The sequence below is a fragment of the Serratia sp. Sp408 genome, assembly GCF_057180665.1.
This window is the reverse complement of sequence record NZ_JBXUFT010000001.1, coordinates 583,456-608,830: the sequence shown is the minus strand read 5'-3', so window position 1 is coordinate 608,830 and position 25,375 is coordinate 583,456. Positions and strand designations below refer to the sequence as shown.

Sequence of the window (25,375 nt, the reverse complement as noted above, 5' to 3'; positions counted from 1 at the left end):
GTGGCTTGTTCTCCCAAAGATTAATAGATGCCGGCAATAGGATGGCGTGCGACAAAATGCGCAGGACCGACCTCGACCAGCGGTGCAGTCACCGGTTCATCGCCTAACGGGCGAATCGGGCTGGGTATTTCATCCACCAGCAACGGCTGGCGCAGGTGTGCACGGCGCGGATCGGCCACCGGCACTGCGGCCATCAGCTTGCGGGTATAGGCATGCTGCGGGTTTTCAAACACCGCTCTGCGCGGGCCGATTTCGACAATCTGGCCAAGGTACATCACCGCCACCCGGTGGCTGACGCGTTCCACCACCGCCATGTCGTGCGAAATAAACAAAAAGGCAATGCCGAATTCACGCTGCAGATCCAGCAGCAGGTTGACGATCTGCGCCTGAATCGACACGTCGAGCGCCGATACCGACTCATCGGCGATCACCACTTTCGGGTTGAGCGCCAGCGCGCGGGCGATGCAGATCCGCTGGCGCTGGCCGCCGGAAAACTCGTGCGGGTAGCGGCGCGCGTGTTCCGGCCGCAGGCCAACGCGCTCCAACAGCCAGGCGACCCGCTGTTCCGCCGCCTTGCCGCGCGCCACGTTGTGCACCAGCAGCGGCTCCATGATGGAAAAGCCCACCGTCAGCCGCGGATCGAGCGAAGCATAGGGATCCTGGAAAATGAACTGAATATCGCGCCGCAGGTGCTGTAACGCTGCGCCTTGCAGTTGATTGATGGTTTGACCGTTGAAGGTAATGGTACCGTGCTGGCTTTCCACCAGCCGCAACAGCGAGCGGCCGGTGGTCGATTTGCCGCAGCCGGATTCGCCCACCAGCCCCAGCGTTTCCCCGGGATAGAGATCGAAACTGACGTTTTCCACCGCATGCACTCGCCGCGTAACGCGGTTGAAAATGCCGCTGCGCACGTCAAAACGCGTAACCAACCGGTCGACGCGTAGAATCGGCTGCGCGTCGCGTGGTACGGTATCCTGCGGCTGAACCGCCTGCTCGTCGCCCGGCAGTGGAAATTTTGCCGGGAAATCTGCGTCGGCCATCGCGCCCAGCTTGGGCACCGCGGCCAGCAGTGCCTGAGTATAAGGTTGTTGCGGCGCGGCAAATAGCGGGCGCACGCCGCCAGCTTCCACCTTTTCACCCTGTTTCATCACCAGTACCCGATCGGCGATTTCCGCCACCACGCCCATATCGTGAGTGATGAAAATCACCCCCATCTGCATCTCTTGCTGCAGCACGCGGATCAATTGCAGAATTTGCGCCTGAATGGTGACATCCAGCGCGGTGGTTGGTTCGTCGGCAATCAGCAGCGCCGGCTTGCACGACAGCGCCATGGCGATCATCACCCGTTGGCGCATACCGCCGGATAGCTGGTGCGGATAGCGGCCAAGCACGTTGCCAGCGTCGGGAATACGCACCAGATCCAGCATCTGCAACGCTTGGCGACGGGCAGTACGGTGATCCATCGCCTGATGCAAGCGCAGGGATTCCGCAATTTGCTCGCCGACCGGAAATACCGGGTTCAGCGAGGTCATCGGTTCCTGAAAAATCATCGCCATATCGGCACCGCGCAGTCGGCGCATCGCGCTCTGACTGGCCTGCGCCAGATCGAGCAGCGCGTCGTTGCGGCGGCGAAACACCATGCTGCCCGCGGTCAGTTTCCCACCGCCCTGCTCCACCAAACGCATCAGCGCCAGCGAGGTTACCGACTTGCCGGAACCGGATTCACCGACGATTGCCAGCGTTTCACCGCGATCGACCTCAAAGCTCAATCCACGCACCGCGTCGACGGTTTCACCCTCACGCTGAAACCGCACGCTGAGATCGCGCACCGACAGCACGCGCTGAGGCGGCAGCAACAACCCGCCGCCGGCCTCCGGCGTCAGAACAGTCTCGGACATCTTGCCTCCCGGCCGCCGGTTAACGGTAAATTCCCACCGTAGGCGCATCACCAACATAGCCGAAGCCGCGGTACATGCCTTCGCTGTTGAACGGCAATGCCACGTTGCCGTCGCGATCGATAGCGATCAGTCCGCCGCTGCCGCCCAGCGCCAGCAGCTTCTCCTGCACCACTTTATCGCTGGCCTGCTGCAAGCTGAGCCCGGCGTATTCCATCAGTGCGGAAACGTCGTAAGCCGCCACGCTGCGCATGAAAATTTCGCCGGTGCCGGTGCTGGATACCGCCACGGTGGCGTTATTGGCATAACAACCGGCGCCGATAATCGGCGTGTCACCCACCCGACCGGCCTGCTTATTGGTCATGCCGCCGGTGGAGGTCGCCGCCGCCAGATTACCGAGCGCGTCGAGCGCCACCGCACCTACGGTGCCGAATTTACGGTCGGCATCGAGAGGATCGCCAGCCTGTGACGCCGCCGCGCCGTCATGATCGAGCAACACCCGACCCTGCTCCGCCTGAGCGCGGTGCAGTTGATCAAAACGTTCCTGGGTAAAAAAGAAATCGGGCGTGACCATTTCCAGCCCATGGGCTGCGGCAAACTTCTCCGCGCCTTCGCTGGCAAACAGCACATGCTGACTGTTTTCCAATACCGCACGCGCTGCCAGTATCGGATTGCGCACCCGACTGACGCCGGCTACCGCGCCAGCATCGCGGGTGCGACCGTCCATCACGCACGCATCCATTTCATGGGTGCCCTGATGGGTAAATACCGATCCCACGCCGGCATTGAACAACGGACATTCTTCCAATAGCCGCACCGCTTCGGTTACCGCATCCAGCGCGCTGCCGCCCTGCGCCAGTATTTGCTGCCCGGCTGCCACCACCGACGAGAGCGCCTGAATATAACGTTGTTCTTTTTCTGCATTCATTGCCGCGCGCGTAATAGCGCCCGCGCCGCCATGAATGGCAATCACTGGTTTGCTCATTTGCCTGCCACCCTGTGTCAACTCGATTATATCCGCAACAGAAGTGCGGTGATTTATTATGCACTCTTTTCTGACTATATTTAGCCCGACAATCGATGTAAAGGCTTAATATCACACCAAGAATTTCCTGCCGTCGCCTAAGATTTTTTTGGCGAGATATATTATTTTCAGGAATAAAAACAGCTCGTTAATTAATCTTGTTCCCGGAAAACGGCTATTTCACCGTTTGCCGGCGCTCGGCAGGCAATATCAGAATGACGAGCCAGGCTGGCGTAAAAAATCCTGTTCTTCGGCGGTACTGGTACGCCCCAATATCGCATTGCGATGCGGATAACGACCAAAACGATCGATAATCGCCTTATGGCGCAATTCGTATTCCAACTGGTCGCCATTATTCAGTTCACGGTACAGCGCCAGCGCCTGTTGATGCACCAGGGCCGATTCCGAGTGCATAAATGGCAAATAAAGAAAACCGCGCTGTTCCACGCTGAGCCGGGCGCATTGCCCACTGCGCACCGCCTCCTGCGCCAGCACCAGCGCCATGCCATCGCAGGAAAACGCACGCGGCGTGCCGCGAAACAGATTACGACTGAACTGATCGAGCACGATGATTTCCGCCAGCCGCCCCTCGATGGTATCGCGCCACTGCGCCAGTTCCCCCGCCGCCGCCGCATGCCATAGTTCGGCAAATCGCCTATGCAATTGACGGTCAAACTCATCATCTTTTTTAAACCACATTACCGGGTCGATTTCCTCGAACCAAAAGTCGATTATCTGTTTGTGCATCGCCGTTCTCTCCAGTCCAAATATCATTGTATAGCGCAAAAGCCGCCCGACCGGCGTGCGCTGCGTGCGCAACCTGCCCCAGCACCGGCAGGGCATTACCCGTTGGCGGCATTCTCCCGCGCGGGGTTATCTGCCATAATGACCACACTTTGCCGCTTATTTTCGCGCACATTGATTACGGAGTTCTCTTTATGGATCATTGCCATACTTCCGGTCTTATCTCCCTTGAACAGGCGCTGGACACCATGCTCGGCCAGGTGGTACCGCTTGACGAAACCGAATCCATCGCGCTCAACGACGCCTGTGGGCGCATTACCGCCACGCCGGTCATTTCACCGATTGACGTGCCGCCGTTCGCCAATTCGGCGATGGACGGCTATGCGGTGCGTATCAGCGAACTCAACGCCAACGCGCCATTGCCGATCGCCGGCAAGGCGTTCGCCGGCGCACCGTTCAATGACGCCTGGCCGGCAAACAGTTGCATACGCATCATGACCGGCGCACCGATACCTGCCGGTACCGAGGCAGTGATCATGCAGGAACAGGCAGAGGTCAGCGAAGCAGGCGTACGCTTTAACGCCGTAGTGCACGCCGGGCAAAACGTGCGTTTGGCGGGCGAAGACATTCAGCAGGGTGCCAGCGTACTGCCGGCTGGCGTCAGGCTGGGTGCCGCACAGCTGCCGTTACTGGCCTCCCTGGGTATCAGCGAGCTACGGGTGATGCGCAAATTGAAAGTCGCGGTGTTTTCCACCGGCGACGAACTGCAACCGGTCGGCCAACCGCTGCAGGACGGCCAGATTTACGACACCAACCGCTTTGCGGTGCGGCTGATGCTGGAACAGATGGGCTGTGAGGTCATCGATCTGGGGATCATCCGCGACGATCGGACGGCGCTGCGCGCAGCGTTCGAACAGGCCGATCGCAGTGCCGATCTGGTGATCAGCAGCGGCGGTGTTTCGGTGGGCGAAGCGGATTACACCAAGCAGATGCTTGATGAACTGGGTGAGGTCGGTTTCTGGAAACTGGCCATCAAACCCGGCAAGCCGTTCGCCTTCGGCAAATTGCAGCACGCCTGGTTCTGCGGCCTGCCGGGCAACCCGGTATCCGCCGCGCTGACCTTCTACCAACTGGTACAGCCGCTGCTGGCCAAGCTGGCTGGTCACCACGAATGGCATCTGCCGCCGCGCCTGCGCGCCCGTGCGCTGACGCCTTTGAAGAAAGCCCCCGGCCGCCTCGACTTTCAGCGTGGCGTATTCGCCAGCAACGCCCTCGGCGAGCTGGAAGTGAGCACCACCGGCCATCAGGGATCGCACGTCTTCAGCTCGTTCAGCCAGGGCAACTGTTTTATCGTGCTCGAACGCGATCGCGGCGCGGTGGCGGCGGGGGAAATGGTTGAGATTGAGCCGTTCAATATGCTGCTGAGGAACTGATGATGCTGCCGGAATTAACCGATGCCGAAGCGCTGCGCTATAACCGTCAGATCGTGCTGCGCGGTTTCGACTTTGACGGCCAGGAAAAGCTGAAGGCCGCTCATGCGCTGGTGATCGGCCTTGGTGGATTGGGCTGTGCCGCAGCACCCTATCTGGCTGCGGCTGGCGTAGGGCGACTGACTCTGGTTGATTTCGACAGCGTGGCGCTGTCCAATTTACAGCGCCAGATCCTGCATAACGACAGCCGTATCGGCATGGCCAAAGTCACCTCGGCACAGCAGGCACTGCAGATGATCAATCCACATGTGCAGATCGACACCGTACAACAGCAACTGGACGAACGGCAGATGACGGCGCTGGTAGCCACCGCCGACGTGGTGCTGGACTGCAGCGACAACGTAGCGACCCGCGACCAGTTGAACCGGGTGTGTCATGCGCAGCGCAAACCGCTGGTGTCAGGGGCGGCAATCCGCATGGAGGGGCAGCTTAGCGTGTTCACCTATCAACCTGGCGAACCCTGCTATCGCTGCCTGAGCCGACTGTTTGGCGACAATGCCCTCAGCTGCGTCGAGGCCGGGGTGATGGCCCCTCTGGTCGGCACCATCGGCACGCTGCAGGCGATGGAAGCGATCAAGCTGTTGGCGAATTTTGGCCGTCCGCTGGTTGGCAAGCTGTTGATGTTCGATGCGATGTCGATGCAGTTTCGCGAAATGAAGCTGCCGAAGGATGCGCAGTGCGAGGTGTGCGGAAAAAGCTAGCAATCCCTCACGCTACGCTCGGCAGAACATAGCGTGAGGGCGGGCAATTAAACGATGCCCTGGCTACGCAGGTAATCTTCGTAGTTGCCGCTGAAGTCGATCACCTTGTTCGGCGTCATCTCCAGGATGCGGGTCGCCAACGAGCTGACGAACTCACGGTCGTGGGAAACGAAGATCAGTGTACCTTCATACATTTCCAGCGCCATGTTCAGCGATTCGATCGATTCCATGTCCATGTGGTTGGTCGGTTCATCCATAATCAGGATATTAGGGCGCTGCATCATCAGCTTGCCGAACAGCATACGGCCCTTCTCCCCCCCTGACAGCACCTTCACCTTCTTCTTGATGTCGTCCTGGCTAAACAGCAGACGGCCCAGCACGCTGCGTACCGCTTGCTCGTCGTCCTTTTCCTGTTTCCATTGGCTCATCCAGTCGAAAACGGTCAGGGTTTCATCAAACTCGTATTCGTGATCCTGCGCGTAATAACCGATGCGCGCGTTTTCCGACCATTTGACGGTACCGCTGTCCGGCTGCGCATCACCCACCAGCGTTTTCAGCAGGGTAGATTTACCGATACCGTTCGGGCCCAGCACCGCCACTTTCTCACCCACTTCAACCATCAGATTGAACTTGCTAAACAGCGGGCCATTGTCGAAGCCCTTGGACAGTGCTTCCACTTCCAGTGCGTTACGGAACAGTTTCTTGTCCTGCTCGAAACGGATGAACGGGTTCTGACGGCTGGAAGCCTTGACCTCTTCCAGCTGGATCTTGTCGATCTGGCGCGCGCGCGAGGTCGCCTGCTTGGACTTGGAGGCGTTGGCGCTGAAGCGGCTCACGAACGATTGCAGTTCGTTGATCTGCGCCTTCTTCTTGGCGTTGTCGGCCATCAGACGTTCACGCGCCTGGGTTGCCGCCGTCATGTATTCGTCGTAGTTACCCGGGTAAACGCGCAGTTCGCCGTAATCCAGATCCGCCATGTGCGTACAGACCATATTCAGGAAGTGGCGGTCGTGCGAAATGATGATCATGGTGCTGTTACGTTCGTTAAGCACCTGCTCCAGCCAACGAATGGTATCGATGTCCAGGTTGTTGGTCGGTTCGTCAAGCAGCAGGATTTCCGGATCGGAGAACAGCGCCTGAGCCAGCAACACGCGCAGCTTGAAGCCCGGTGCGATTTCGCTCATCGGGCCGTAGTGCTGTTCAACCGGAATACCCACGCCCAGCAGCAGTTCGCCGGCACGCGCTTCGGCGGTATAACCGTCCATTTCGCCGTATTCGACTTCCAGATCGGCCACTTTATAGCCGTCTTCCTCGCTCATTTCCGGCAGGGCATAGATGCGGTCGCGCTCTTCCTTCACCGCCCACAGTTCAGTGTGACCCATGATCACGGTATCAAGCACGCTGAATTGTTCAAAGGCGAACTGATCCTGACGCAGTTTACCCAGACGCTCGTTCGGATCGAGGAACACGTTGCCGCCGCTCGGCACCAGATCGCCGCCCAGGATTTTCATAAAGGTCGATTTGCCGCAACCGTTGGCGCCGATCAAACCGTAGCGGTTACCGCCGCCAAACTTGACGGAAATGTTTTCAAACAGCGGCTTACTGCCAAACTGCATAGTGATGTTGTTAGTACTTAACACAACGCTCGCTCTTCATTGGGAATGTGATTTGGCGCGCATTATGCCATAACGAAACACAGAGATCGTCGGAAGTTTTGGTGAAGATTTGTGCGGCTTGCGCTGATGGCAGCATTGGGTGGCTAAATTGTCAGCCCCACGGCGCTCAGCGGTATTGCCAATAGGCCGGCGAGCCGTATTTCTCGACGAAAAAGTCAATCACCGCACGAACCTTCAATGGCGGCCGGCGGGCGTTGGGATAGATGGCCGCGATCGCCTGCGGCTCCAGCGTGGTGGACACGGCAAACTGCGGCAAAACCGGCACCAGCGTGCCGTTCTTCAACGCGTCGCCAATCAGCCAGTCCGGGAACACCACCATCCCCATGCCGTTCAGCGCGGCGCTGACCAGCGTTTCGGCATTATTCGAGGTCAGCGATCCGCTGAACGTATGCGGCTGCCAACGCTGGTCGCTATCGAGAAAGAACCAGCGTTGCGGCCCGGTAAAGCCGCGATAGACCAGACAGTTGTGTTGATACAGATCTGCGGGCTGCATCAGCGCGGGTGCATGCGCCAGATACGCCGGGCTGGCCGCCAGATGATATTGTGGCGTGGCAAACACCCGCGCATGCAAAGTCGAGCTGTTGAGCACGCCAATACGAAACAGCAAATCGGTGGCATCACGGTGAGGATCGATAAACTCGTCGGTTTGCATCAGTTCGATGTTGAGCTGCGGGAACCGTTCGCCCAACTCCGCCAGCCAGGGCGCAATGTGCCGCTGGCCAAACACCACCGGAGCATTGAGCCGCACCAGCCCGCTCGGCTCGTGCTCCTGTTGCTGCAATTCCCACTGCGCTTCGTTCATCTGATCAAGCATCGAGCGGGCGTAACGGGCAAATAGCCGCCCGGCTTCGGTCGGCACTACCGCCCGCGTATTGCGATACAGCAGTTGCGTCTGCAAGGCGCTTTCCAACTGCTGTACTACCCGCGAAACCGAGGAGGCGGCGATGCCTTCTCGCCGGGCCACTTCAGAAAAGTTCCCCAGTTCGACGATGGCCACAAACAACCGCATGGTGCGGATAGTGATCTGTTGCAAGTCTTCCATTTGTGCAAATCCTGCAAAGCTGTTTCTCTTATTATGCTGTTTTTCGAAACGATGCAACAGCCTACAGTGTGCGACTGGTTTTTTTGGAGCAACAATTGATGAATATCGTCTTGATCGCACTGGTGGTATTAGGTGGCATGGGACTGTCGGTGGAAGCCGGTCTGCTCGGGCCGCTGGGGGGCGAAGTCGGCCATTTATGGGCTACCTTCAGTATTTTCAGCGTCGGCGCGGTGCTGTCTCTGCTGCTGGTGATCTTCTTCGGTCCACGCAATGCGCCCTCCTATCTGGCGCAGCCGGGCTGGCAACTGCTGGGCGGCATTCTCGGCCCGGTATACGTGGTGGTATTGACCCTGGCGACACCCACCATCGGCATTGCCATGACGATGATCGCCATACTGGCCGGACAGGTGGGTAAAAGCCTGCTGATCGACCATTTTGGCTGGTTCGGTACCCCGGCACGGCGGGTTAACGGCAAACGTATGCTGGCGCTGGTATTTATCATCGCAGCCTTGGCACTGATCGCAGGAGACAAGCTATGACATTGATCATGATTATGCTGGCGGTGCTGGCCGGTGCGGTATTAAGCATGCAGGCGGCAATAAACGGCCGATTGGGCCAGAGCGTCGGCGTGCTGAAAAGTGCGTTTCTCACCTTTTTCCTCGGCGCGCTGGTCACCGCGTTGCTGATTCTGTTTTTCGCCCAACCGATGAGCGCCACCCTGTTGAGCGTTCCTAAGTGGCAACTGCTTGGCGCCCTGTTTGGCGTGCCTTACATCATCATTATGGTGTTGGCGGTACAGCGCATCGGCACCGCCGTAGCCACCGTGGCGGTGATTTTCGGCCAGTTGGCGATGAGCGTACTGATCGACAGCTTTGGCTGGCTGGGCAATGCGGAAATCCCGTTTTCCCTTAACCGTGCGCTGGCGCTGCTTTGTCTGGCAGTGGCACTGGTGCTGATCTATCGCAGCAACGTACCGGCCAAACCACGGGCTGAAACGGCGTCTGAGGCCGGCGGCGCTTAAAAACAGCACAAATTGATTGCCAACATATTGTACAAATCAACACTTGTTGTATAAGTTTACTCGCGGGGATTGCCACATCCCTGTAACGAAAGGTGCAGTTGCATCGCCTCTGGAGGCGATAACTCTTTTTGCCTCCAGTGGTTTTATTTTCCGGCGCCGTGACCGCCGGGCTTAGCACAGCGAGTGAAGACCCCTTCATGTTGGAGAACGATCATGCGGCACAGCATTCGCCAAACGGCCAAAGAAATTAGCGAGTACTTCAATACCTCCGATGCCGAAACCAGGCAGCATGCGCCAACCCTGACTGCCCTGGTCAGCGAAATGGTGCAGGATGGACAGCCGGTATCCAATAAAACCCTGGTGGCACGACTGGTACATAAACTGGAACTGGAGTCGGACGAACGCCAGCTCCACAACTATCGACTGGTTCTGGAGCATTTGCTGATAAAAAATGCCGACGCCGCAGGGCAATAAACCGTTTCTATCGGCGTCGATGCAATACTTGAACACATTTTAATCGCGCGGCGACCCGCGTTCTCAACTACCTTTAAAACTGTGCCCGCCCCGGGCTGACCTAAACCAAGGAGGCAATATGTTCGATAAGGCTAATGACAAGATCGATGAAGCCATCGGCGCAGGACAGGAGCAGTTTGGCAAAACCTTTGACCAACCTGAGCACGAATTCAAAGGTAAAGTTCGCAAACAGCTCGCACGCGGCGCCTATACCGTGGATGACGTGATTGAATCGGTGAAGGATCAAACCAAATCGTCACCGCTGGCCGCATTGCTGATTGCCGCCGGTGCAGGTTTCATTCTGGGTAAAATCATCACCCGCAAATAACCCTGTACAGCTTCAGCCCGCATATGGCGGGCTGTGGTTTTCAGCGCCTCAACCATGCAGCTGCCGACTGTCGCCCGGCGCCTGCTCGCGTTGTTCCAGCCCGTAATCCCTGACCACCTGCGCTACCCGCAAACGATAATCCGCCAGCAGTTGACTGCGACCTCGCCCCTGTGCCACCCGGTGCGCTTCCAGATTACGCCATTGTTGCACCGCCGCCTCGTCGCGCCAGAATGACAACGACAGCAATTTCTGCGGCTCGGCCAGGCTTTGAAAACGTTCGATTGAAATAAAGCCGTCAATCTGCGCCAGCAGCGGTTTCAGTTCGGCAGCCAGTTGCAAATAGCCGTCGCGCTGGCCGTCGGCCGCCTGTAATTCAAAAATAACTGCAATCATGGCTGTTCCTCCAGAGTATAAAATTCAGCGACGCGCGCATTTTGCGACTCGCGCCAGCGAACATGCAGCAGCAGCCGGCGGTCGATCTCCAATGCCGCCAGATGGTGCAGGCCGTTAAGCGCGATGATGGTGGCCCAGCCTTCTCCTGGGCAGCGATGAGCGCCATGGCCGAAGGCGAAACTGGCCTGCGGCGTGTACAGCGGCACCCGTACGCTTTGCCCAGCCGCCAGCCATTGCCCTGCCAGCCACGCGCCGTCGCGACCGGCAAAGCGCCGGGTGTTCTGGATCGGTGGCGTATCGCGCAGTACCTGCTCAATGGCGGTTTCTGCATTGACGACCGTAGCGGCGCCGGCCAGCAATGCCAACCCCATCAGCCCCGCGGTGCCTTCACAGGCCTGGAACAGCAAACCCACCGCGTTGGCCAGCGCGCTGTGCCTGTCGCTACCGTATTGCCTGCAACGGTTCAGCAGCGCGACGCACAGCGGCCCCTGCCCCTGACTGACCCGTTGATACAACCGGCCAGCGGCGACCGCCCCGCTCGCCATTTGCGCTGGCGTTCCCCCTGGCGCGATACAACGCACAAAATCCAGCACCTCATCCACCAGCGCGACCCAGTGTGGTGGTTCAATCCCCAACGCCAGCCCCAGCACGCACACCGGCAACGCATAATTGAACCGCGTCAGCGCCTCGGCGTCAGGCATCTGTGGCGCCAGCTGCTGCGCGACGTGTCGCGTAAGCTGTTCAATCTGCTGCGCACTGATATCCGCCAACGCCTGGCTGACCGCCATCTTCAGCCCCCGGTGCACCTCGCCGTCGCGCATACGCACCATGGCAGCAAAAATGCTCTGCGCCGGCGTGTCGATCAACGGTAGCGGTACCGGCTGCTGCCACGGCCGTACCGTCAGTTCGGCATGACTCAGCGCGGCCTGCACCCGTTGGGCATCAGTCAGATGAAAAGGACAATGACTCATTGGCATACTCCTTGTTGATCGGTTGATGCCAGCCTAAACTCAGCGCATCCGCAACGCTTCGCTGAGGAACGAAATATGCATGACGGAGATATCGAAGACCGACTGGCGGCGTTGAGCGCCGCCATTGCCGACCGTACCCGCGCGCGCATGCTGTGCCTGCTGATGGACGGTCGCGCCTATACCGCCACCGAACTCAGCGTGGCGGTAGAGGTGGCTGCGTCTACCGCCAGTAGCCATTTGGCGCGCCTGCAACAACAACAGCTGATCGTTTGCGTCAAACAGGGGCGCTATCGCTATTTCCGCCTGGCCGGCAACGCCGTGGCGACCACGCTGGAATCATTGATGGCGCTGGCCGGCGTCGAGCGGCCGCGGGTCAAAAGCAGTACGCCGAACTCACTGCAGTTCGCCCGTACCTGTTATGACCATATGGCCGGGGAAGTGGCGGTAAAATTGCACAACCGGCTATTTGAACTGCAATGGCTGCACGGAGACAGCGACTATCAACTCAGCGAAACCGGCCGCACGGCGTTGCACCAGTTGGGCGTAAACTGCGCACCAACGCCTTCCCGCCGGCGCTTTGCCTGCGGTTGCCTTGACTGGAGCGAACGGCGCGAGCATCTCGGCGGTGCGCTGGGTGCGGCGCTGCTGGCCACCTTTGAACAACGTGGTTGGTTACGTAAACGGCTCGACGGTCGCGAACTGCAACTGACAACCGCCGGCAAAAAGGCGCTGATGGCGCATTTTGGTCTGGCGTTGTGATGATGGACTGCGTTAGCTTTACTGCAATACTTGAACGGTACGCTTAACCTGAACCCGCAAACGGTGAGGAACCATCATGTTTGATCCCAACCAATTCCCGATTACCACACGTTGGCCGGCGCAGCATCCTGAGCGGCTGCAACTTTATTCGTTGCCAACGCCCAATGGCGTCAAGGTGTCGATCATGCTGGAAGAGATCGGCCTGCCTTACGAAGCCCATCTGATTGATATCGGCAACAACGAAACCTGGACGCCAGAATTTCTGACGCTGAACCCGAACGGCAAAATACCGGCGATCCTCGATCCGGCCGGGCCAGATGGCAAGCCGCTGGCGCTGTTTGAATCCGGCGCCATCCTGCTGTATCTGGCAGAAAAGTGCGGCCAACTGCTGTCCGACCATCCGGTACAACGAATCGAAACTCTGCAATGGGTGTTCTTCCAGATGGCGGCGGTCGGCCCGATGTTTGGCCAGCTCGGTTTCTTCCACAAGTTCGCCGGCCGTGAGTATGAGGACAAGCGCCCGCTGCAACGCTATCAGAAAGAGTCAAAACGCCTGCTCGGCGTGCTGGAAACCCGACTGGCAGGCCGCGAGTGGATCATGGGCAACGAGTACAGCATCGCCGATATTTCACTGCTCGGCTGGGTGCGCAACCTGATAGGCTTCTATGAGGCGCGGGAATTGGTGGAGTTCGACAGCTTCCCACAGGTGGCAGCCTGGCTGGCTCGCGGGCTGGCACGCCCGGCGGTACAGCGCGGATTGCTGATCCCGGCGCGCGATTGACCCGCTCAGCGGTATAAATCAGCGACGGTTAATTCATGAGAGGGATAACCATGTTTAGATGTCGAATAGCGGTGCTGGGGGCCGTTTTGCTGTTGGCTCAGTCGCTCATCAGCCCAACGGTGCAGGCGCAAGATGCGATAGCCCCGTTCCATCTGGATTCGGCCTGCGATTTCACCGCGGCCAGCATCAGACTGATAGAGCCGCAGCAGGCTTCACCTGATTTACGCCTGCTGGAGATTACCTTGACTGCCGAGGCCGGCAAACGGCTGACCGCATTTACCCGGCAGCATGTAAAACAGCAAATGGCGCTGTATATCAATCAGCAATGGATCAATACCGTGATGATTCAGCAGCCGCTGGATACCGCCGATCTGCGTATTGCACTGGATGATGCCAAAGCCGAAAAACTGTTCCCCAGCCTGCTGCATGGCCACTGTCGACAGACAATGCCATAATCCGCGGGAAAATACCGTTTATCGAGCAGATAAACGGTATTTTCTTTTTGTTACCGTCTGGCGATTGCCATTTACCGTTAATTGCGCTGAGATGACGCTAAATAACCCCGTTACCGCACGGTGGCCGCGTTAATTAACGCAAGCCGGCGCGAAATCACGCTAAACCGCTTATTACTGCACCAATACCCCTACCCTGCCTACCGAATTAAAACTTTTTTTAGTTACAAAAGTAGTTTTTAACATTCTTGCAAACAATAATACCCCGTCCGTAAACGTGAATCGCACAATTAAACGGCGACATCGTGGCAATCAGATCGCTTTTCGTTAAATACCCTATTAACCAAAAGGATTTTCATGGCTATTTCGCTAGCCGCCGCGTCATGCCTTTCACGTATTCCAGGGTAATCCCGCTAATTCTTTTCACCTGCAGATGTAGAGAATTTACACACAAGAGATTTGATTTAATGAGAAAATTAGTCGTCCTGTTTTTCTGTCTTAACCTGTTTGGCCTGGGCCAAAATGCGGTAGCGGCAGAAAACAAAAACGTTGACGTTGTCTTGATCGGCGGCGGTATCATGAGCGCCACGCTGGGTACTTACCTGCGTGAGCTGGAGCCGAACTGGACCATCGACATGTACGAGCGTCTGGACAGCGTGGCAGAAGAAAGCTCGAACGGCTGGAATAATGCCGGTACCGGCCATTCGGCATTTTGCGAAATGAACTACACCCCGGAAAAAAAAGACGGCAGCATTGATATCAGCAAAGCCGTGGTGGTGAACGAATCATTCGAAATTTCCCGTCAATTCTGGTCATATCAGGTTAAAAACAATATCCTGCGCGACCCGAAAAGCTTTATTAACAACGTACCGCACATGAGCTTTGTCTGGGGAGATGACAACATCAACTTCCTGCGCAAGCGTTATGCCGCCCTGCAACACAGCACCTTATTCCGTGGTATGGAATATTCGGAAGATGCTGCGCAAATCAAACAGTGGGCGCCGCTGGCAATGAACGGCCGCGATGCGACGCAGAAAGTTGCCGCCACCCGCATGCCGCTCGGCACCGACGTCAACTTCGGCGTGATCACTCACCAGCTGGTAGACTCCCTGTCAAAGGACAAAAACTTCAAGCTCAACCTGAGCCATGAAGTGCGCGATATCAAACGCAACCCGGACAATACCTGGGCCGTTACCGTTGCCGATCTGAAAAATGGCGAGCAGGAAACCACCGTTAACGCCAAGTTCGTCTTTATCGGCGCAGGCGGCGCAGCGCTGCACCTGCTGCAAAAATCCGGCATTCCGGAAGCCGACGGTTACGGTGGGTTCCCGGTTGGCGGCCAGTTCCTGGTCACCTCCAACCCGGCGGTTGCCAACCAGCATCTGGCGAAGGTTTATGGCCTGGCCAGCGTCGGTTCACCGCCAATGTCGGTTCCTCACCTGGATACCCGCATGCTCGACGGCAAGCGCGTACTGCTGTTCGGACCTTTCGCCACCTTCTCGAGCAAATTCCTCAAGAACGGTTCGCTGTTTGATCTGGTACTGTCCATGAACAGCTCAAACGTGATGCCGATGACCCACGTTGGCCTGGACAACTTTGATCTGGTGAAGTATCTGCTGGGCCAGTTGATGATGAGCGACGATGACCGTTTCGCCGCGCTGAAAGAATACTACCCGGATGCCAAGCAGGAAGACTGGAAGCTGTGGACCGCAGGCCAGCGCGTGCAGATCATCAAGAAAGATGCGGATAAAGGCGGCGTACTGCAATTCGGTACCGAAGTGGTCAGCTCTCAGGACGGCAGCATAGCTGCACTGCTGGGCGCATCACCGGGCGCCTCAACCGCTGCGCCTATCATGCTGCACCTGATGGAAAAAGTGTTCAAGGATAAAGTTGCCACGCCGGAATGGCAGGGTAAGCTGAAAGAAATTATCCCGTCCTACGGCAGCAAGCTGAACGGCGACGTGGAAATGACCAACAAGATCCGTCGCTACACCAGTGACGTATTGCAGCTGAACTATATCGATGTGAAGCCGGAAACCCACTGAGTTTTCGCTTCAGCCCAAGGCCGCCACGTGCGGCCTTTTTTATTCCCCTGCTGCTGACGGAGCATTTTTCGCTACCGCCATTTACCAAGTTTACGCTTGCATAACCGCCATTGCGCACCTATTATCAAAGAACGAACTTGGATAATTAGACTTATCTGCTGTGACCTGAATGTCGTACCTGCGGGAGAATTTAAATAATGGATCGCGCCAATATCATTCACGACTTGCTGGATTGGATTGAAACTCATCTGGATCAACCGCTGTTGTTAGATAACGTGGCGGCCAAGTCTGGCTACTCGAAGTGGCATTTGCAACGTATGTTCCGTAGTACTACCGGCCACGCGCTGGGCAGCTACATCCGTGAACGACGTCTGTCCAAGGCGGCGCAGGCGCTGCGCTCTACCCCTAGACCGATTCTGGATATCGCCTTGCAATTCCATTTTGATTCCCAGCCTTCATTTTCTCGCGCGTTCAAGAAACAGTTTGGCAAAACGCCGGCGGTGTACCGCCGCACCACCCGTTGGGACGTGGTCGACGCGCAACCTTTGCAGGCCAAACCGCTGCAGGAACATCACCACGAATCGCCCGGCTTGCAGTTGCTGTTTGCCAATAAATGCGTCGACGGCAAGTGCAATAGCTGGATGGGGCAGCACTGAGTTCACGCCGACGTCAAAAAAGCCAATACGGTTGCCCGCATTGGCTTTTTAACCTTCTGGCCGCCGATCAGTTATATTCGATGGTGAAGGTGGCGATCGATTTAATCACCCCCCCCTTGATGCGGGTGCCGGTCTGATAGTAACGCGCCTTGAGGGGCAGCGTGATGGTATTGGTCTGGTTGGCGATGGTGTGACCGGCATAGACCGACTCACCGTTTTTGATCGGCGCCGAGGTGCTGCCGTTCAACAACTGCACGGAAACGCCGCTTGCCGCGTTGGTATCCTGCAACGACTTCAGCACGCCCGGCGCGTTGGAACCATCCGGCGTATAGTCGAAGCGTACGTTTACCAACCCTTCTCCACCGCCGCCCGGCAGAAACTCGGTGCCAGTCCCGCCAACGCAGTTGATGTTCAAAGAAAAATCCTGCTCGGCTGCGGTACTGCCCACCCCTCTGAACGTGGCGGACGGCACGGTGGCCAGGTTGATCACCTTGTTTTTCGAACCGGTGTCGACCGAGCACGACGAGGTAACGATGGTGATGCTGTTGGCCAATACGTGAGAAATCAGGATCGGCCTCGAGGGGCCGCTGCCATCAACATAGTACGTGGAGTATTGCCCCGGCGCCAACGAGCCGGTACCGGTTTGTTCGGCAATCTTGATCACTTCCACCACAAAATAGCCTTCCGCCAGATACACCCCGCCGTTACGGTAGAGCTCATGCGGATAATAGGCTCCTTCCTGGGTGCCGATCTGGCGATAAAGACGAATACCGACGCCCGGCACGTTGGTGGTCCAGATTTTATCGCTCAGGGTACTTGGTCCCCCCTGCAAAATCCGTCCGTACAGGGTACTGCGACCAGAACAGGAGATACTGTTGTCCCGGCGAATGTCGAACTTGCCGGTGGCCAGCACGTCTCCCACCTTGGTGGTGGGCGTAATCAACACCCGACCGACGTTCATGATGATGTCTTGCGGGTTATTGGTGGTGACATAGCAGGTGGCATAAGCCTGCGGGCCCACGGCGCACAGCAGCAGCAACAGCGCGGCCTGCCGGGCACGCTTGCCCAGATGGGCCAATGTGCGGATACGGTTTTTCATTTGCAACTTGCCTCGATAAATTCGTAGTCGGCGCTGTTGTTGGCTGTAGCGCGATAACTGACGGAGCACTGCTGCGTTGGCTGCGTACCCCATTTAACCTGCAATAATCCTTGCTGCGATTCGCTGCGCAGATAAATACGGCTGCCCTGGCCAACAATCCCCACCACCTGGTTACGCGTATCCAGCACTTCCGCGCCGAACGGCAATGCGCTGCCATCTGGCGCCAATGCATGGATCACCATGGCCTGGCCTTTGTTGGTCTTGAATTCAAGACGTGCAATCGCTCCCGCATACGGAGCAATTTGCTGGCTATTGCTTTCCAGCTCGACATCGCGCGACATGCCACTCGGATCGAGCGTCACATTGGTCATGCGGTATGGTGCGACGTAAGGCACCACCGCATAGCCATTGTTATCAATGCGCACCCCCGGCGAGTTGGTGACAATCGCGCCAGCGGCGTCTGGCGCTTCTACCAGCACCATGGTCTGCCCGCGCTGCGGCGTCATGGTCACGCCGCCGCTGTGCGCCACGATGCTGCCCGAGGCGCCGACCGAAGACTGGCGGTAATCCTTGCCATAGCTGTAGGAACCGTTCAGCGTTGAGAAGCGGCTACGGTATTCACCGCTGACGCTGGTATTGGTGCCGCCGGTGCGATCGTTCGCCAGCGTAGCGCTGTAGCTGATGTTGTTATCTTCGCCGGTTGAACCGTTAACGCCGATACGGCTGCTGTCATAGCCGTTATCACTGTAACCCAGCGAACTGTTCAGGCTCAGCATCTGCGAGCCAACGTTGAACGGCACCGAGAAGTTGAGGTAATAACGCGTTTCGTCGCGGTTGTTGGCATCGGTGGTGCGCATGGCGGAAAGCCCATAGGTCACGCGGCCAAAGAAGTTGTTGTAACCGACCTGGTATTGCTTGGTGCTGCCGCCACGGTTCCAGTAATCGCGCACCGAACCGGTGATGTACAGCGATCCCCAGCTGTCACCCAGTCCCTGATTCAGCGTCAGCTGATATTCGCTACGCTGGCGGTTAACCGCGTCGGCGCTCAGCCCCTTGCGTTCGTTGTCGCGGGAATACAGCGCATCGCGTAGCGACAGATAGCCGGAGGTGGAATAACGGTAAGCCGCGATGGTGAAGTTGGTATTGGTTTCACTCATCAGTTTGCTGTAGCTGAGCTTGTAGCTCTGGCCTGACTGATCGCCCTGCTTCAGGCGGGTATTTGCCTGCGTCACGTCGAGGGCAAAGGCGCCGACCGGGGTGGCCACCGCGCTGCCAATCAGCACGGCGCTGTAGCCATCGCTGACCGTGGCGCCGGTATAGCCGGTGAAAATATTGGTGAACCCGCGTTGATAAGTCGCCTGCAGCATTTCCGGCTCCTTGCTCAAATTATCATCGCGTACTCGGCCCGCAGTCAGCGCATAGCGCGCAATGCCCGGGCGCAGCATCTGTGCCACCGAGGCATAAGGTACGCTGAACTGGCGCTTGCTGCCGTCGGCTTCGTTGATGGTGACGTTCAGATCGCCGCCGTAGCCGGTGGGGTACAGATCGTTAATCACAAACTCGCCGGGAGCGACCGTGGTCTGGTAAATCAGCTGATTGTTCTGACGGATTTCCACCAGCGCGTTGCTCTGCGCTACGCCACGTACCACTGGGGCATAGCCGTTCAGCGAATCGGGCAACATACGGTCATCGCTGGCGATCTGAGCGCCACGAAAACCGATGGAATCAAAGAAGTCGCCGTTGGTATAAGCGTCCCCCAGCGTTAGCATGCCGCGTACTGACGGAATGGCGCGCTGGGCATAGGTGGCGGTGTTCTGCCAATGGGTGCTTTCCTTCGAACGCCAGTTGACGTTGGAATCGTGGCGCAATTGCCAACCTGCAATATTTAACCCGGCGTTCAGCGTCAGGTAGGCATTGGTCGAATCCTGACTGTTGCTGCCGCTGGAGCTGTGGGTGTTGAAGGCGTTGAAGTTATACGACAGGCTGCCGGCGGTAATGCCGCGATCCCAGAACTTGGGATCGACATAGCCACGCGCGGTGCGGCGCAGCGCCGCCTGCGGAATACTGATGTCCAGACGCAGGGTGCTGGTATCGAAACGGTAATACGCTTCCGGGATCCACTGCCCCAGCGGCTGGCAGGTGGAGGTCGACACCGTTGGGTCGCTGCTCATCGCTGCGGTATCCACGCCAAACTCGTCGAGCGCCAGCAGCGAAAAACAGGTGTCGGCACTGTTTTTACCCGGCACGTTTTTAAACTCAACGTTCTTTTTGCCTTTCCATTCGCCGTTGACGTAGATATCCAATGAATATTTGCCGGCCAATACCGGGTTGCCGTCGCGGAAACGCGAAAGGTCAACGCCCTGAGCATCACCGATCAAAAAGTTACTGTTGAACGTGGCCTCGACCGGCGCAGCCGGCTTTTCGGCGGCAGGCGCGGCGGCGCGAGCCAGCGCCGGCAACGCCAATAACGATGCCGCCTGAATAACGCAGGGAAGATAAGTGAATAATGCCGTTCTTACCGCGGCTGATAGAGGTAACTCTTTCATATATAAGCATTCCTTTACCAAATTAAGCTCACTCCGCCATCCGCTTGCGCAGCGGCCCGAGGCGCTGTTCCAAGAGTTACTTTTGTTTGTTTTTCGTCCGTGTTACGCGTCCGCCAAAATCGTTGATGGTGGTGAATTCCACATCGGCGATACGCGTGCTGTCACCCGAGAACGCCAGCGTTTTTTCCTGGCCTGGCGCCAGCATGTCGCCGTGTGGCGCTAACGGCAGCTTTTTCTGGTTAACCACGGCGTTGATTTCGGTGAACGAGACGTAATACGGCGTTGGGTTTTTGATGCTGACGCCGGCGGCGCTAAAGCGCCATTGCAGTTTCTCCGGGGCATCGTTGGCCTCACCGCTCAAACCTGCCGGGCGATAGATCAGCTTCACGCGGGTACGAAACGCCACTTGCAGGAAGTTTTCCGGCGCACTGTCTTTGGCTCCGGTCGGCGCCGGCGGTATTTCCAGCACGTTCAACCAGAACAGGGATTCTTTGTCTTGCGCCAGCGAGCTGCTGGTGAGCGATACCCGCAGCGCCTGGCCGGTTTTCGGCTCTACGCGGCTGATGGGTGGCGTCAGGATAAACGGCGCCTTGCTGTTTTCCGGCGTGGTTTGCGGATTGCCTTCGTCGATCCAGGATTGAATCAGGGCCGGAGACTGGCCGTTATTGGTTAATTGAACGGTAACTTCCCGCTGTTTTCCCGGATAAATAATACGCGTACCGTTGATAATGACACTGGAAAAAACGCTGCTGCTGAAAAGCGTTGCAACCAGCAATACACTGTATTTTTTAAATGACATTTTCATTTTTTATCACTGAGGTAGGGAATATTGGCGGGGATATATTCCCCGCCAGAATTAAGAATATTACTTATTGGTAGATAATGGTGTACTGCACGTTAGACGTCACATCACCCGCGCCCGCAGCAGCGGTAGCGTAATATTCAGCATAATAGTTCAGGTCGGCAGAATCACCTTCGTTAGCCACGGTAACCCATTGGGAGTTAGCCTGAGCGCCGTTATTGGTCGCCGCCAGGATTGGCAGGAACTGGTTATTGCTCCCCAACAGTTGAATTTGTACGTTGGTTGCCGCATCAGCCTGCGCCTGGTTATTCAGACGGCCGGTGTTGAAATCAACGGTTGAACCTGGTTCGAAATAGGTTGCAACCTGGCCTTTAGAGCACTGAGTCAGGTTAATAGCGAATGGAGTACGGCCTGCTGTTGCGCTCTGCGCTGCCAGAGTGGAAGAAGAAACGGTTGGCAGAGTTACGGTGAAATCTTTACCGCCTGGGGTGCTAATAGTACAAGTCTGGTCAGTAACCTTGCCATTAAAAGTAATAGTGCCATCCGCAGCCTGCGCCGAGAAAGAAGAAATTGCAGCAGTGCTTACTGCCAATGCCAATACAGCAGACAATTTGGTGATTTTCATATTTAGACTCTCGATGAATTAATACAACTATTAAGTACATTCAACGATGCTACTCCTTGTCAGGAATGAAGCCCGATGAATCCATTGCCGGCGAAATATAAACTAAGCGGATTCTTATTGTTAAATCGTTTAAAACATTCATAACACCCTCCTTGATAGGAATAAACTATCAACAAATACCTATCGATCGATGTTGACGATTCAACGGAATAGGAATAATCTGTGTTTTGAAAAGCTTACAGGTCATAGATATCAGTAATAGCCCCTAAAATCAGGATATTATCCCGTAAAGTTACACATTGTAACGCGTTGATATTTTTTGACATTGCGAGTCGGCATGCATTTTGTTGACGAAAAACACCGCGTCGCCAAGCGGGCCGAAAATATAAGAATATTACCTATAAAATACGCGCCGTTAATTTATTTAACCATCAAAAACAGTCAGTTAAAATTCAATCCAAGGATTGGGAAATGAAGGGTTCTTTTAGATCGAAAAATAACGGAATTTATTTTGTTTTCCAGCCAATGTTTGGAAGAACGGGGCAACTGCTGGCTGTCGAATGCTTATCACGCTTCACGTTTGACAGTGAATATGCGCACTTTTCTCCCGAGCAGTTTTTCCAGCATGCCGATAGTGCAATGCGCGTCGGGATTTTGCTGGAACAGGTAGAACTGATTGAGAAATACCAAAGCTGGTTCGATAAAAATCAAGTCATCGTCACGCTTAACGTCGATGACGCTACGCTGCATTCATTAGCCAGCAGCCAGTTGGCTGAAAGAATCAGGGCGGTTCATTGTATTCATTTTGAAATCAGTGAAAGCGCCACGCGTCTGGTAAAAGATCGGGTTCATGGCGATCCGCTATTGAACGGTTATTCATTCTGGCTCGACGATTTTGGTTCTGGCTACGCCGGATTTTCCGCGCTTTATAACAGCCAGTTCCGTTTTGTTAAGCTAGACCGTTTTCTCTTGTGGAACTTTATGAAAAAACCCGGCGGTGAAGGGTTGATGCGCGCGTTATTGCGTTTTTTTTACTTGAATCATTACAAAGTGATTATTGAAGGCGTGGAAACCACCGACCATAAAAAATGGCTGGATGAAATGCCCTATTACGCATTGCAGGGAAAGCTGTGGAAGGAGTCCAATATCAAGGATTTAAACTCGCTTCTTACCGCTGAATACTTTTAACTCATTTATGGTGTTAACCAGTATGTCGAAAAATAGTGTCCTTGTAATCAGTGAGTGTAAGTACAGTTACGTTGGGCTGTCCGTATTGCTGAAAAAAAATTATGGCCAGTACGATCTGCGCCTGTTTTCAGACTTTATGCGTGGCGGTTCGAAGGCGGAAAAAATAACAAGGCATGATATTGCGTTGATTTTTACCTCGCAGAATCTGGAACAAAGCGTCAACGTGATTGAAAGCCTGGTGGCGATGCATCAGCAATACCGTAGCAAAACGCGGATCCTGGTGTTCTATGATGACGAGCGGGTGGTGAAACTGCTGTCGATTTTGGGCATTTCCGTTGAGCTGGTCTCTACCCGCATGCCACTTTATTCGTTGCAGGAAAAATTGCAGCAGCTGTTGGACAGCAAGGCACCGGGCGGGATCCGGGTACAAAAAACCCGCGAGCTCAGCCCGGCGGAAAGCGATGTGATCTTCAATCTGTTGCGCGGCGACAGCCTGTTGCATATTGCCGAAAAACGCGGCACCCACCCCAAAACCATTTTCTCGCAGAAATACAGCGCGATGCGCAAGCTACGGCTGCGCAGCATGAGCTCGATTTTCGTTGCGGCGAAATAACCCATTGCACCACGCCGCAGTCGGTGTGCAAACCGGCTGCGGCTCTGCCGCACGCACCGCCGCATCGGATGTTCCACCACCATGATGCCGTAGGCGCAACGGTATTGACACAGGCGTCGGCCACATCGGTGCCACGCCTGCGTTCATGAGCCCATGGCAATCCCAGCCTGGCGCATGACGTTAAATTAGTGTAACAAATGATGAGCCAGCAGTAACAGCCACATAACATACAAGCCGATTGTTTACCATTCGTCCACGGCAGCCCCACGGCCGTGGGCAGCGTTTATGCGTGACCAGCCCCGCCAACTGCAACGTCGTCTGGATTAAAAAACCAATATCGGGAGATGTTATGAAATCCTCTTTATTCAGCCGTTATACCTGCTTTGTGCTGAGCATCATCGTTACCCTCGCCTGCTTATTCAGCACCGTCGAACAGCCGTGGTTCTGGTTGCCGAGCCTGATTTTTGGCGCATTGACCACCTTGGGCATTTACGATCTGGCTCAACGGCGCCACGCCATTTGCCGCAACTATCCGATCATCGGTCGCCTGCGCTTCTTGTTTGAATTTATCCGCCCCGAACTGCGTCAGTATCTGCTTGAGGAAGACGACGCACAGATCCCTTTTTCGCGCACGCAGCGCACGCTGGTGTACCGTCGCGCCAAAAACGAAATGGGTGACAAGCCGTTTGGCACCATTCTCGACGTCTACCAGACCGGTTATGAATGCATCGGCCATTCGATGTGCCCGGTGCCGGTGGCCGATCCGGCCAGCTATCGCGTATTGATTGGCGGGCCGGACTGCCGCCAGCCGTACTCGGCGTCCATCTTCAACATCTCGGCGATGAGTTTTGGCGCGCTATCGGCCAACGCCATTCGCGCCCTCAACCTTGGCGCCGCCAAAGGCAACTTCTATCATGACACCGGCGAAGGCAGCATCAGCCGTTATCACCGCGAGCACGGCGGCGATCTGGTGTGGGAACTGGGTAGCGGCTATTTTGGCTGCCGCAGCGCCGATGGCCATTTTGATCCGCAGCGTTTTGCCGAACAGGCGCAAAGCCCACAGGTAAAAATGATTGAAATCAAGCTCAGCCAGGGCGCCAAACCGGGTCACGGCGGCATACTGCCGGCTAAAAAGGTTGATGCGGAAATCGCCGCCACCCGCGGCGTGCCTGAGGGTGAGGATTGTATTTCGCCGTCATCGCACAGCGCCTTCCGCACGCCGGTGGAAATGATGCATTTCATTGAGCAACTGCGCGAGCTGTCCGCTGGCAAGCCAATCGGCTTCAAACTGTGTATTGGCCACCCATGGGAATTTGTCGCCATCGCCAAGGCGATGCTGCACACCCGGATCCTGCCGGATTTTATCGTTATCGACGGTAAGGAAGGCGGCACCGGTGCCGCGCCGCTCGAACTGTCCAATTACATGGGGATGCCGCTACGCGAAGGGCTGCTGTTCGTGCACAACACCCTGGTCGGCTGTGGTTTGCGTGACAAAATCAAACTCGGCGCCAGCGGCAAAATCATCAGCGCCTTTGACATTGCCAGCGTGATGACGCTGGGCGCCGACTGGGTGAATTCCGCCCGTGGTTTTATGTTCGCCGTGGGGTGTATCCAGTCGCAGAGCTGTCACACCAATCATTGTCCAACCGGCGTCGCCACCCAGGATCCGTTGCGCCAGAAAGCATTGGTGGTGCCAAACAAGGCCGAGCGGGTCTATCACTTCCAGCAAAATACGCTGAAAGCGCTGGCGGAAATGCTGGCAGCGGCGGGCATCAGCCGGCCAGAGCAGCTGACGTCACATCATATGCTGCGCCGTATTACCGCTACGGAAATCAAGGTGTATGCCGATATCTACTATTATCTGGCACCGGGTGCCCTGTTGCAGCAAGAGATCGAAAGCGAGTTTTATGCCCGTATGTGGCGCATGGCTACGCCATACAGTTTTGATGCGCAGGTGATTGCGCTGGCAGGATAAATTGACGGGAATTGCCCCCTCGCCTCAGGGAAGAGC

General features: G+C 56.4%; 25 protein-coding genes. 14 read left to right on the top strand and 11 right to left on the bottom strand.

From position 1 onward, the window contains the following. Nucleotides 1-20: 20 nt before the first annotated feature. The 3 genes from AC2AXP_RS03000 to AC2AXP_RS02990 form a co-directional block, all read right to left on the bottom strand. The gene (locus AC2AXP_RS03000; RefSeq protein ID WP_004965340.1) at nucleotides 21-1,898 is read right to left on the bottom strand and encodes a dipeptide ABC transporter ATP-binding protein; all 1,878 of its coding nucleotides are present in this window, start codon (nucleotides 1,896-1,898) and stop codon (nucleotides 21-23) included. 19 nt (nucleotides 1,899-1,917) lie between these two features. Continuing rightward, nucleotides 1,918-2,880 (bottom strand): isoaspartyl peptidase/L-asparaginase family protein, encoded by a 963-nt coding sequence (locus AC2AXP_RS02995; RefSeq protein WP_004965341.1) that lies wholly within the window; start codon nucleotides 2,878-2,880, stop codon nucleotides 1,918-1,920. Between the two features lie 249 nt (nucleotides 2,881-3,129). Further along, on the bottom strand, nucleotides 3,130-3,666 hold the full coding sequence (locus AC2AXP_RS02990) for a DUF924 family protein (protein WP_039992302.1): 537 nt from the start codon (nucleotides 3,664-3,666) through the stop codon (nucleotides 3,130-3,132). Between the two features lie 191 nt (nucleotides 3,667-3,857). Here AC2AXP_RS02990 and moeA point away from each other — a divergent pair, with 191 nt between their 5' ends. Together moeA and moeB are read left to right on the top strand one after the other, a co-directional pair. Beyond that, the gene (gene moeA / locus AC2AXP_RS02985; RefSeq protein ID WP_004965346.1) at nucleotides 3,858-5,096 is read left to right on the top strand and encodes a molybdopterin molybdotransferase MoeA; all 1,239 of its coding nucleotides are present in this window, start codon (nucleotides 3,858-3,860) and stop codon (nucleotides 5,094-5,096) included. 2 nt (nucleotides 5,097-5,098) lie between these two features. After that, nucleotides 5,099-5,854 (top strand): molybdopterin-synthase adenylyltransferase MoeB, encoded by a 756-nt coding sequence (gene moeB / locus AC2AXP_RS02980; RefSeq protein ID WP_039992303.1) that lies wholly within the window; start codon nucleotides 5,099-5,101, stop codon nucleotides 5,852-5,854. A 47-nt stretch (nucleotides 5,855-5,901) separates the two neighbouring features. Here moeB and AC2AXP_RS02975 read toward each other — a convergent pair whose 3' ends face one another. Both AC2AXP_RS02975 and AC2AXP_RS02970 read right to left on the bottom strand, forming a co-directional pair. Continuing rightward, on the bottom strand, nucleotides 5,902-7,494 hold the full coding sequence (locus AC2AXP_RS02975; RefSeq protein ID WP_071586689.1) for an ABC-F family ATPase: 1,593 nt from the start codon (nucleotides 7,492-7,494) through the stop codon (nucleotides 5,902-5,904). 142 nt (nucleotides 7,495-7,636) lie between these two features. After that, nucleotides 7,637-8,572 carry a LysR family transcriptional regulator gene (locus tag AC2AXP_RS02970; protein ID WP_484381407.1) on the bottom strand — a complete coding sequence of 312 codons (936 nt, stop codon included), beginning with the start codon at nucleotides 8,570-8,572 and terminating at the stop codon, nucleotides 7,637-7,639. Between the two features lie 98 nt (nucleotides 8,573-8,670). On the opposite strand from AC2AXP_RS02970, the gene AC2AXP_RS02965 reads away from it, so the two are divergent. The 4 genes from AC2AXP_RS02965 (at nucleotide 8,671) to AC2AXP_RS02950 (ending at nucleotide 10,434) form a co-directional block, all read left to right on the top strand. Continuing rightward, nucleotides 8,671-9,111 carry a DMT family transporter gene (locus AC2AXP_RS02965; protein ID WP_004965356.1) on the top strand — a complete coding sequence of 147 codons (441 nt, stop codon included), beginning with the start codon at nucleotides 8,671-8,673 and terminating at the stop codon, nucleotides 9,109-9,111. After that, complete coding sequence (locus tag AC2AXP_RS02960) at nucleotides 9,108-9,593, top strand: DMT family transporter (protein ID WP_004965358.1); 486 nt, start codon at nucleotides 9,108-9,110, stop codon at nucleotides 9,591-9,593. The genes AC2AXP_RS02965 and AC2AXP_RS02960 overlap by 4 nt, the downstream gene beginning before the upstream one ends. 213 nt (nucleotides 9,594-9,806) lie before the next feature. Continuing rightward, a complete protein-coding gene (locus tag AC2AXP_RS02955) occupies nucleotides 9,807-10,067 on the top strand; it encodes a biofilm development regulator YmgB/AriR family protein (RefSeq protein ID WP_004965360.1) in 261 nt (86 codons plus the stop codon). A gap of 118 nt (nucleotides 10,068-10,185) precedes the next feature. Further along, nucleotides 10,186-10,434, top strand: coding sequence for a hypothetical protein (locus AC2AXP_RS02950; RefSeq protein WP_004965363.1), 249 nt, complete (start codon nucleotides 10,186-10,188; stop codon nucleotides 10,432-10,434). A gap of 48 nt (nucleotides 10,435-10,482) precedes the next feature. Here AC2AXP_RS02950 and AC2AXP_RS02945 read toward each other — a convergent pair whose 3' ends face one another. Both AC2AXP_RS02945 and AC2AXP_RS02940 read right to left on the bottom strand, forming a co-directional pair. Then, a complete protein-coding gene (locus tag AC2AXP_RS02945) occupies nucleotides 10,483-10,827 on the bottom strand; it encodes an antibiotic biosynthesis monooxygenase family protein (protein WP_004965364.1) in 345 nt (114 codons plus the stop codon). Beyond that, a complete protein-coding gene (locus tag AC2AXP_RS02940) occupies nucleotides 10,824-11,798 on the bottom strand; it encodes a cytochrome P450 family protein (RefSeq protein ID WP_273867160.1) in 975 nt (324 codons plus the stop codon). Before AC2AXP_RS02940 ends, AC2AXP_RS02945 begins: the two co-directional genes overlap by 4 nt. A 75-nt stretch (nucleotides 11,799-11,873) precedes the next feature. On the opposite strand from AC2AXP_RS02940, the gene AC2AXP_RS02935 reads away from it, so the two are divergent. From AC2AXP_RS02935 to AC2AXP_RS02915, 5 genes are all read left to right on the top strand, one after another. Further along, complete coding sequence (locus AC2AXP_RS02935) at nucleotides 11,874-12,557, top strand: ArsR/SmtB family transcription factor (protein WP_004965367.1); 684 nt, start codon at nucleotides 11,874-11,876, stop codon at nucleotides 12,555-12,557. Between the two features lie 76 nt (nucleotides 12,558-12,633). Continuing rightward, complete coding sequence (locus AC2AXP_RS02930; RefSeq protein WP_004965368.1) at nucleotides 12,634-13,338, top strand: glutathione S-transferase N-terminal domain-containing protein; 705 nt, start codon at nucleotides 12,634-12,636, stop codon at nucleotides 13,336-13,338. 50 nt (nucleotides 13,339-13,388) lie between these two features. Further along, on the top strand, nucleotides 13,389-13,793 hold the full coding sequence (locus AC2AXP_RS02925) for a hypothetical protein (RefSeq protein WP_127913611.1): 405 nt from the start codon (nucleotides 13,389-13,391) through the stop codon (nucleotides 13,791-13,793). 464 nt (nucleotides 13,794-14,257) lie between these two features. Next, nucleotides 14,258-15,835, top strand: coding sequence for a malate:quinone oxidoreductase (locus tag AC2AXP_RS02920; RefSeq protein WP_004965370.1), 1,578 nt, complete (start codon nucleotides 14,258-14,260; stop codon nucleotides 15,833-15,835). 197 nt (nucleotides 15,836-16,032) lie between these two features. After that, nucleotides 16,033-16,491: a helix-turn-helix domain-containing protein gene (locus AC2AXP_RS02915; RefSeq protein ID WP_004965371.1), complete on the top strand. Its 459-nt coding sequence runs from the start codon at nucleotides 16,033-16,035 to the stop codon at nucleotides 16,489-16,491. A gap of 67 nt (nucleotides 16,492-16,558) precedes the next feature. Here the strand turns inward: AC2AXP_RS02915 and AC2AXP_RS02910 are convergent, their stop codons facing one another. The 4 genes from AC2AXP_RS02910 to AC2AXP_RS02895 all read right to left on the bottom strand — a co-directional run bounded on the left by AC2AXP_RS02910 (nucleotide 16,559) and on the right by AC2AXP_RS02895 (nucleotide 21,563). Next, nucleotides 16,559-17,590, bottom strand: a complete 1,032-nt coding sequence (locus tag AC2AXP_RS02910) for a fimbrial protein (RefSeq protein WP_004965372.1) — start codon at nucleotides 17,588-17,590, stop codon at nucleotides 16,559-16,561. Then, on the bottom strand, nucleotides 17,587-20,136 hold the full coding sequence (locus AC2AXP_RS02905) for a fimbria/pilus outer membrane usher protein (protein ID WP_371901464.1): 2,550 nt from the start codon (nucleotides 20,134-20,136) through the stop codon (nucleotides 17,587-17,589). The genes AC2AXP_RS02910 and AC2AXP_RS02905 overlap by 4 nt, the downstream gene beginning before the upstream one ends. Before the next feature lie 76 nt (nucleotides 20,137-20,212). Next, a complete protein-coding gene (locus AC2AXP_RS02900) occupies nucleotides 20,213-20,941 on the bottom strand; it encodes a fimbrial biogenesis chaperone (RefSeq protein WP_198772804.1) in 729 nt (242 codons plus the stop codon). Between the two features lie 64 nt (nucleotides 20,942-21,005). Beyond that, nucleotides 21,006-21,563: a fimbrial protein gene (locus AC2AXP_RS02895; RefSeq protein ID WP_004965375.1), complete on the bottom strand. Its 558-nt coding sequence runs from the start codon at nucleotides 21,561-21,563 to the stop codon at nucleotides 21,006-21,008. A 471-nt stretch (nucleotides 21,564-22,034) separates the two neighbouring features. Here AC2AXP_RS02895 and AC2AXP_RS02890 point away from each other — a divergent pair, with 471 nt between their 5' ends. The 3 genes from AC2AXP_RS02890 (at nucleotide 22,035) to AC2AXP_RS02880 (ending at nucleotide 25,339) form a co-directional block, all read left to right on the top strand. Further along, complete coding sequence (locus AC2AXP_RS02890) at nucleotides 22,035-22,751, top strand: EAL domain-containing protein (protein WP_088499629.1); 717 nt, start codon at nucleotides 22,035-22,037, stop codon at nucleotides 22,749-22,751. 22 nt (nucleotides 22,752-22,773) lie between these two features. Continuing rightward, nucleotides 22,774-23,364, top strand: coding sequence for a LuxR family transcriptional regulator (locus tag AC2AXP_RS02885; RefSeq protein ID WP_039992817.1), 591 nt, complete (start codon nucleotides 22,774-22,776; stop codon nucleotides 23,362-23,364). A gap of 349 nt (nucleotides 23,365-23,713) precedes the next feature. Beyond that, nucleotides 23,714-25,339: an FMN-binding glutamate synthase family protein gene (locus AC2AXP_RS02880; RefSeq protein ID WP_004965384.1), complete on the top strand. Its 1,626-nt coding sequence runs from the start codon at nucleotides 23,714-23,716 to the stop codon at nucleotides 25,337-25,339. The last annotated feature ends 36 nt before the right edge of the window (nucleotides 25,340-25,375 follow it).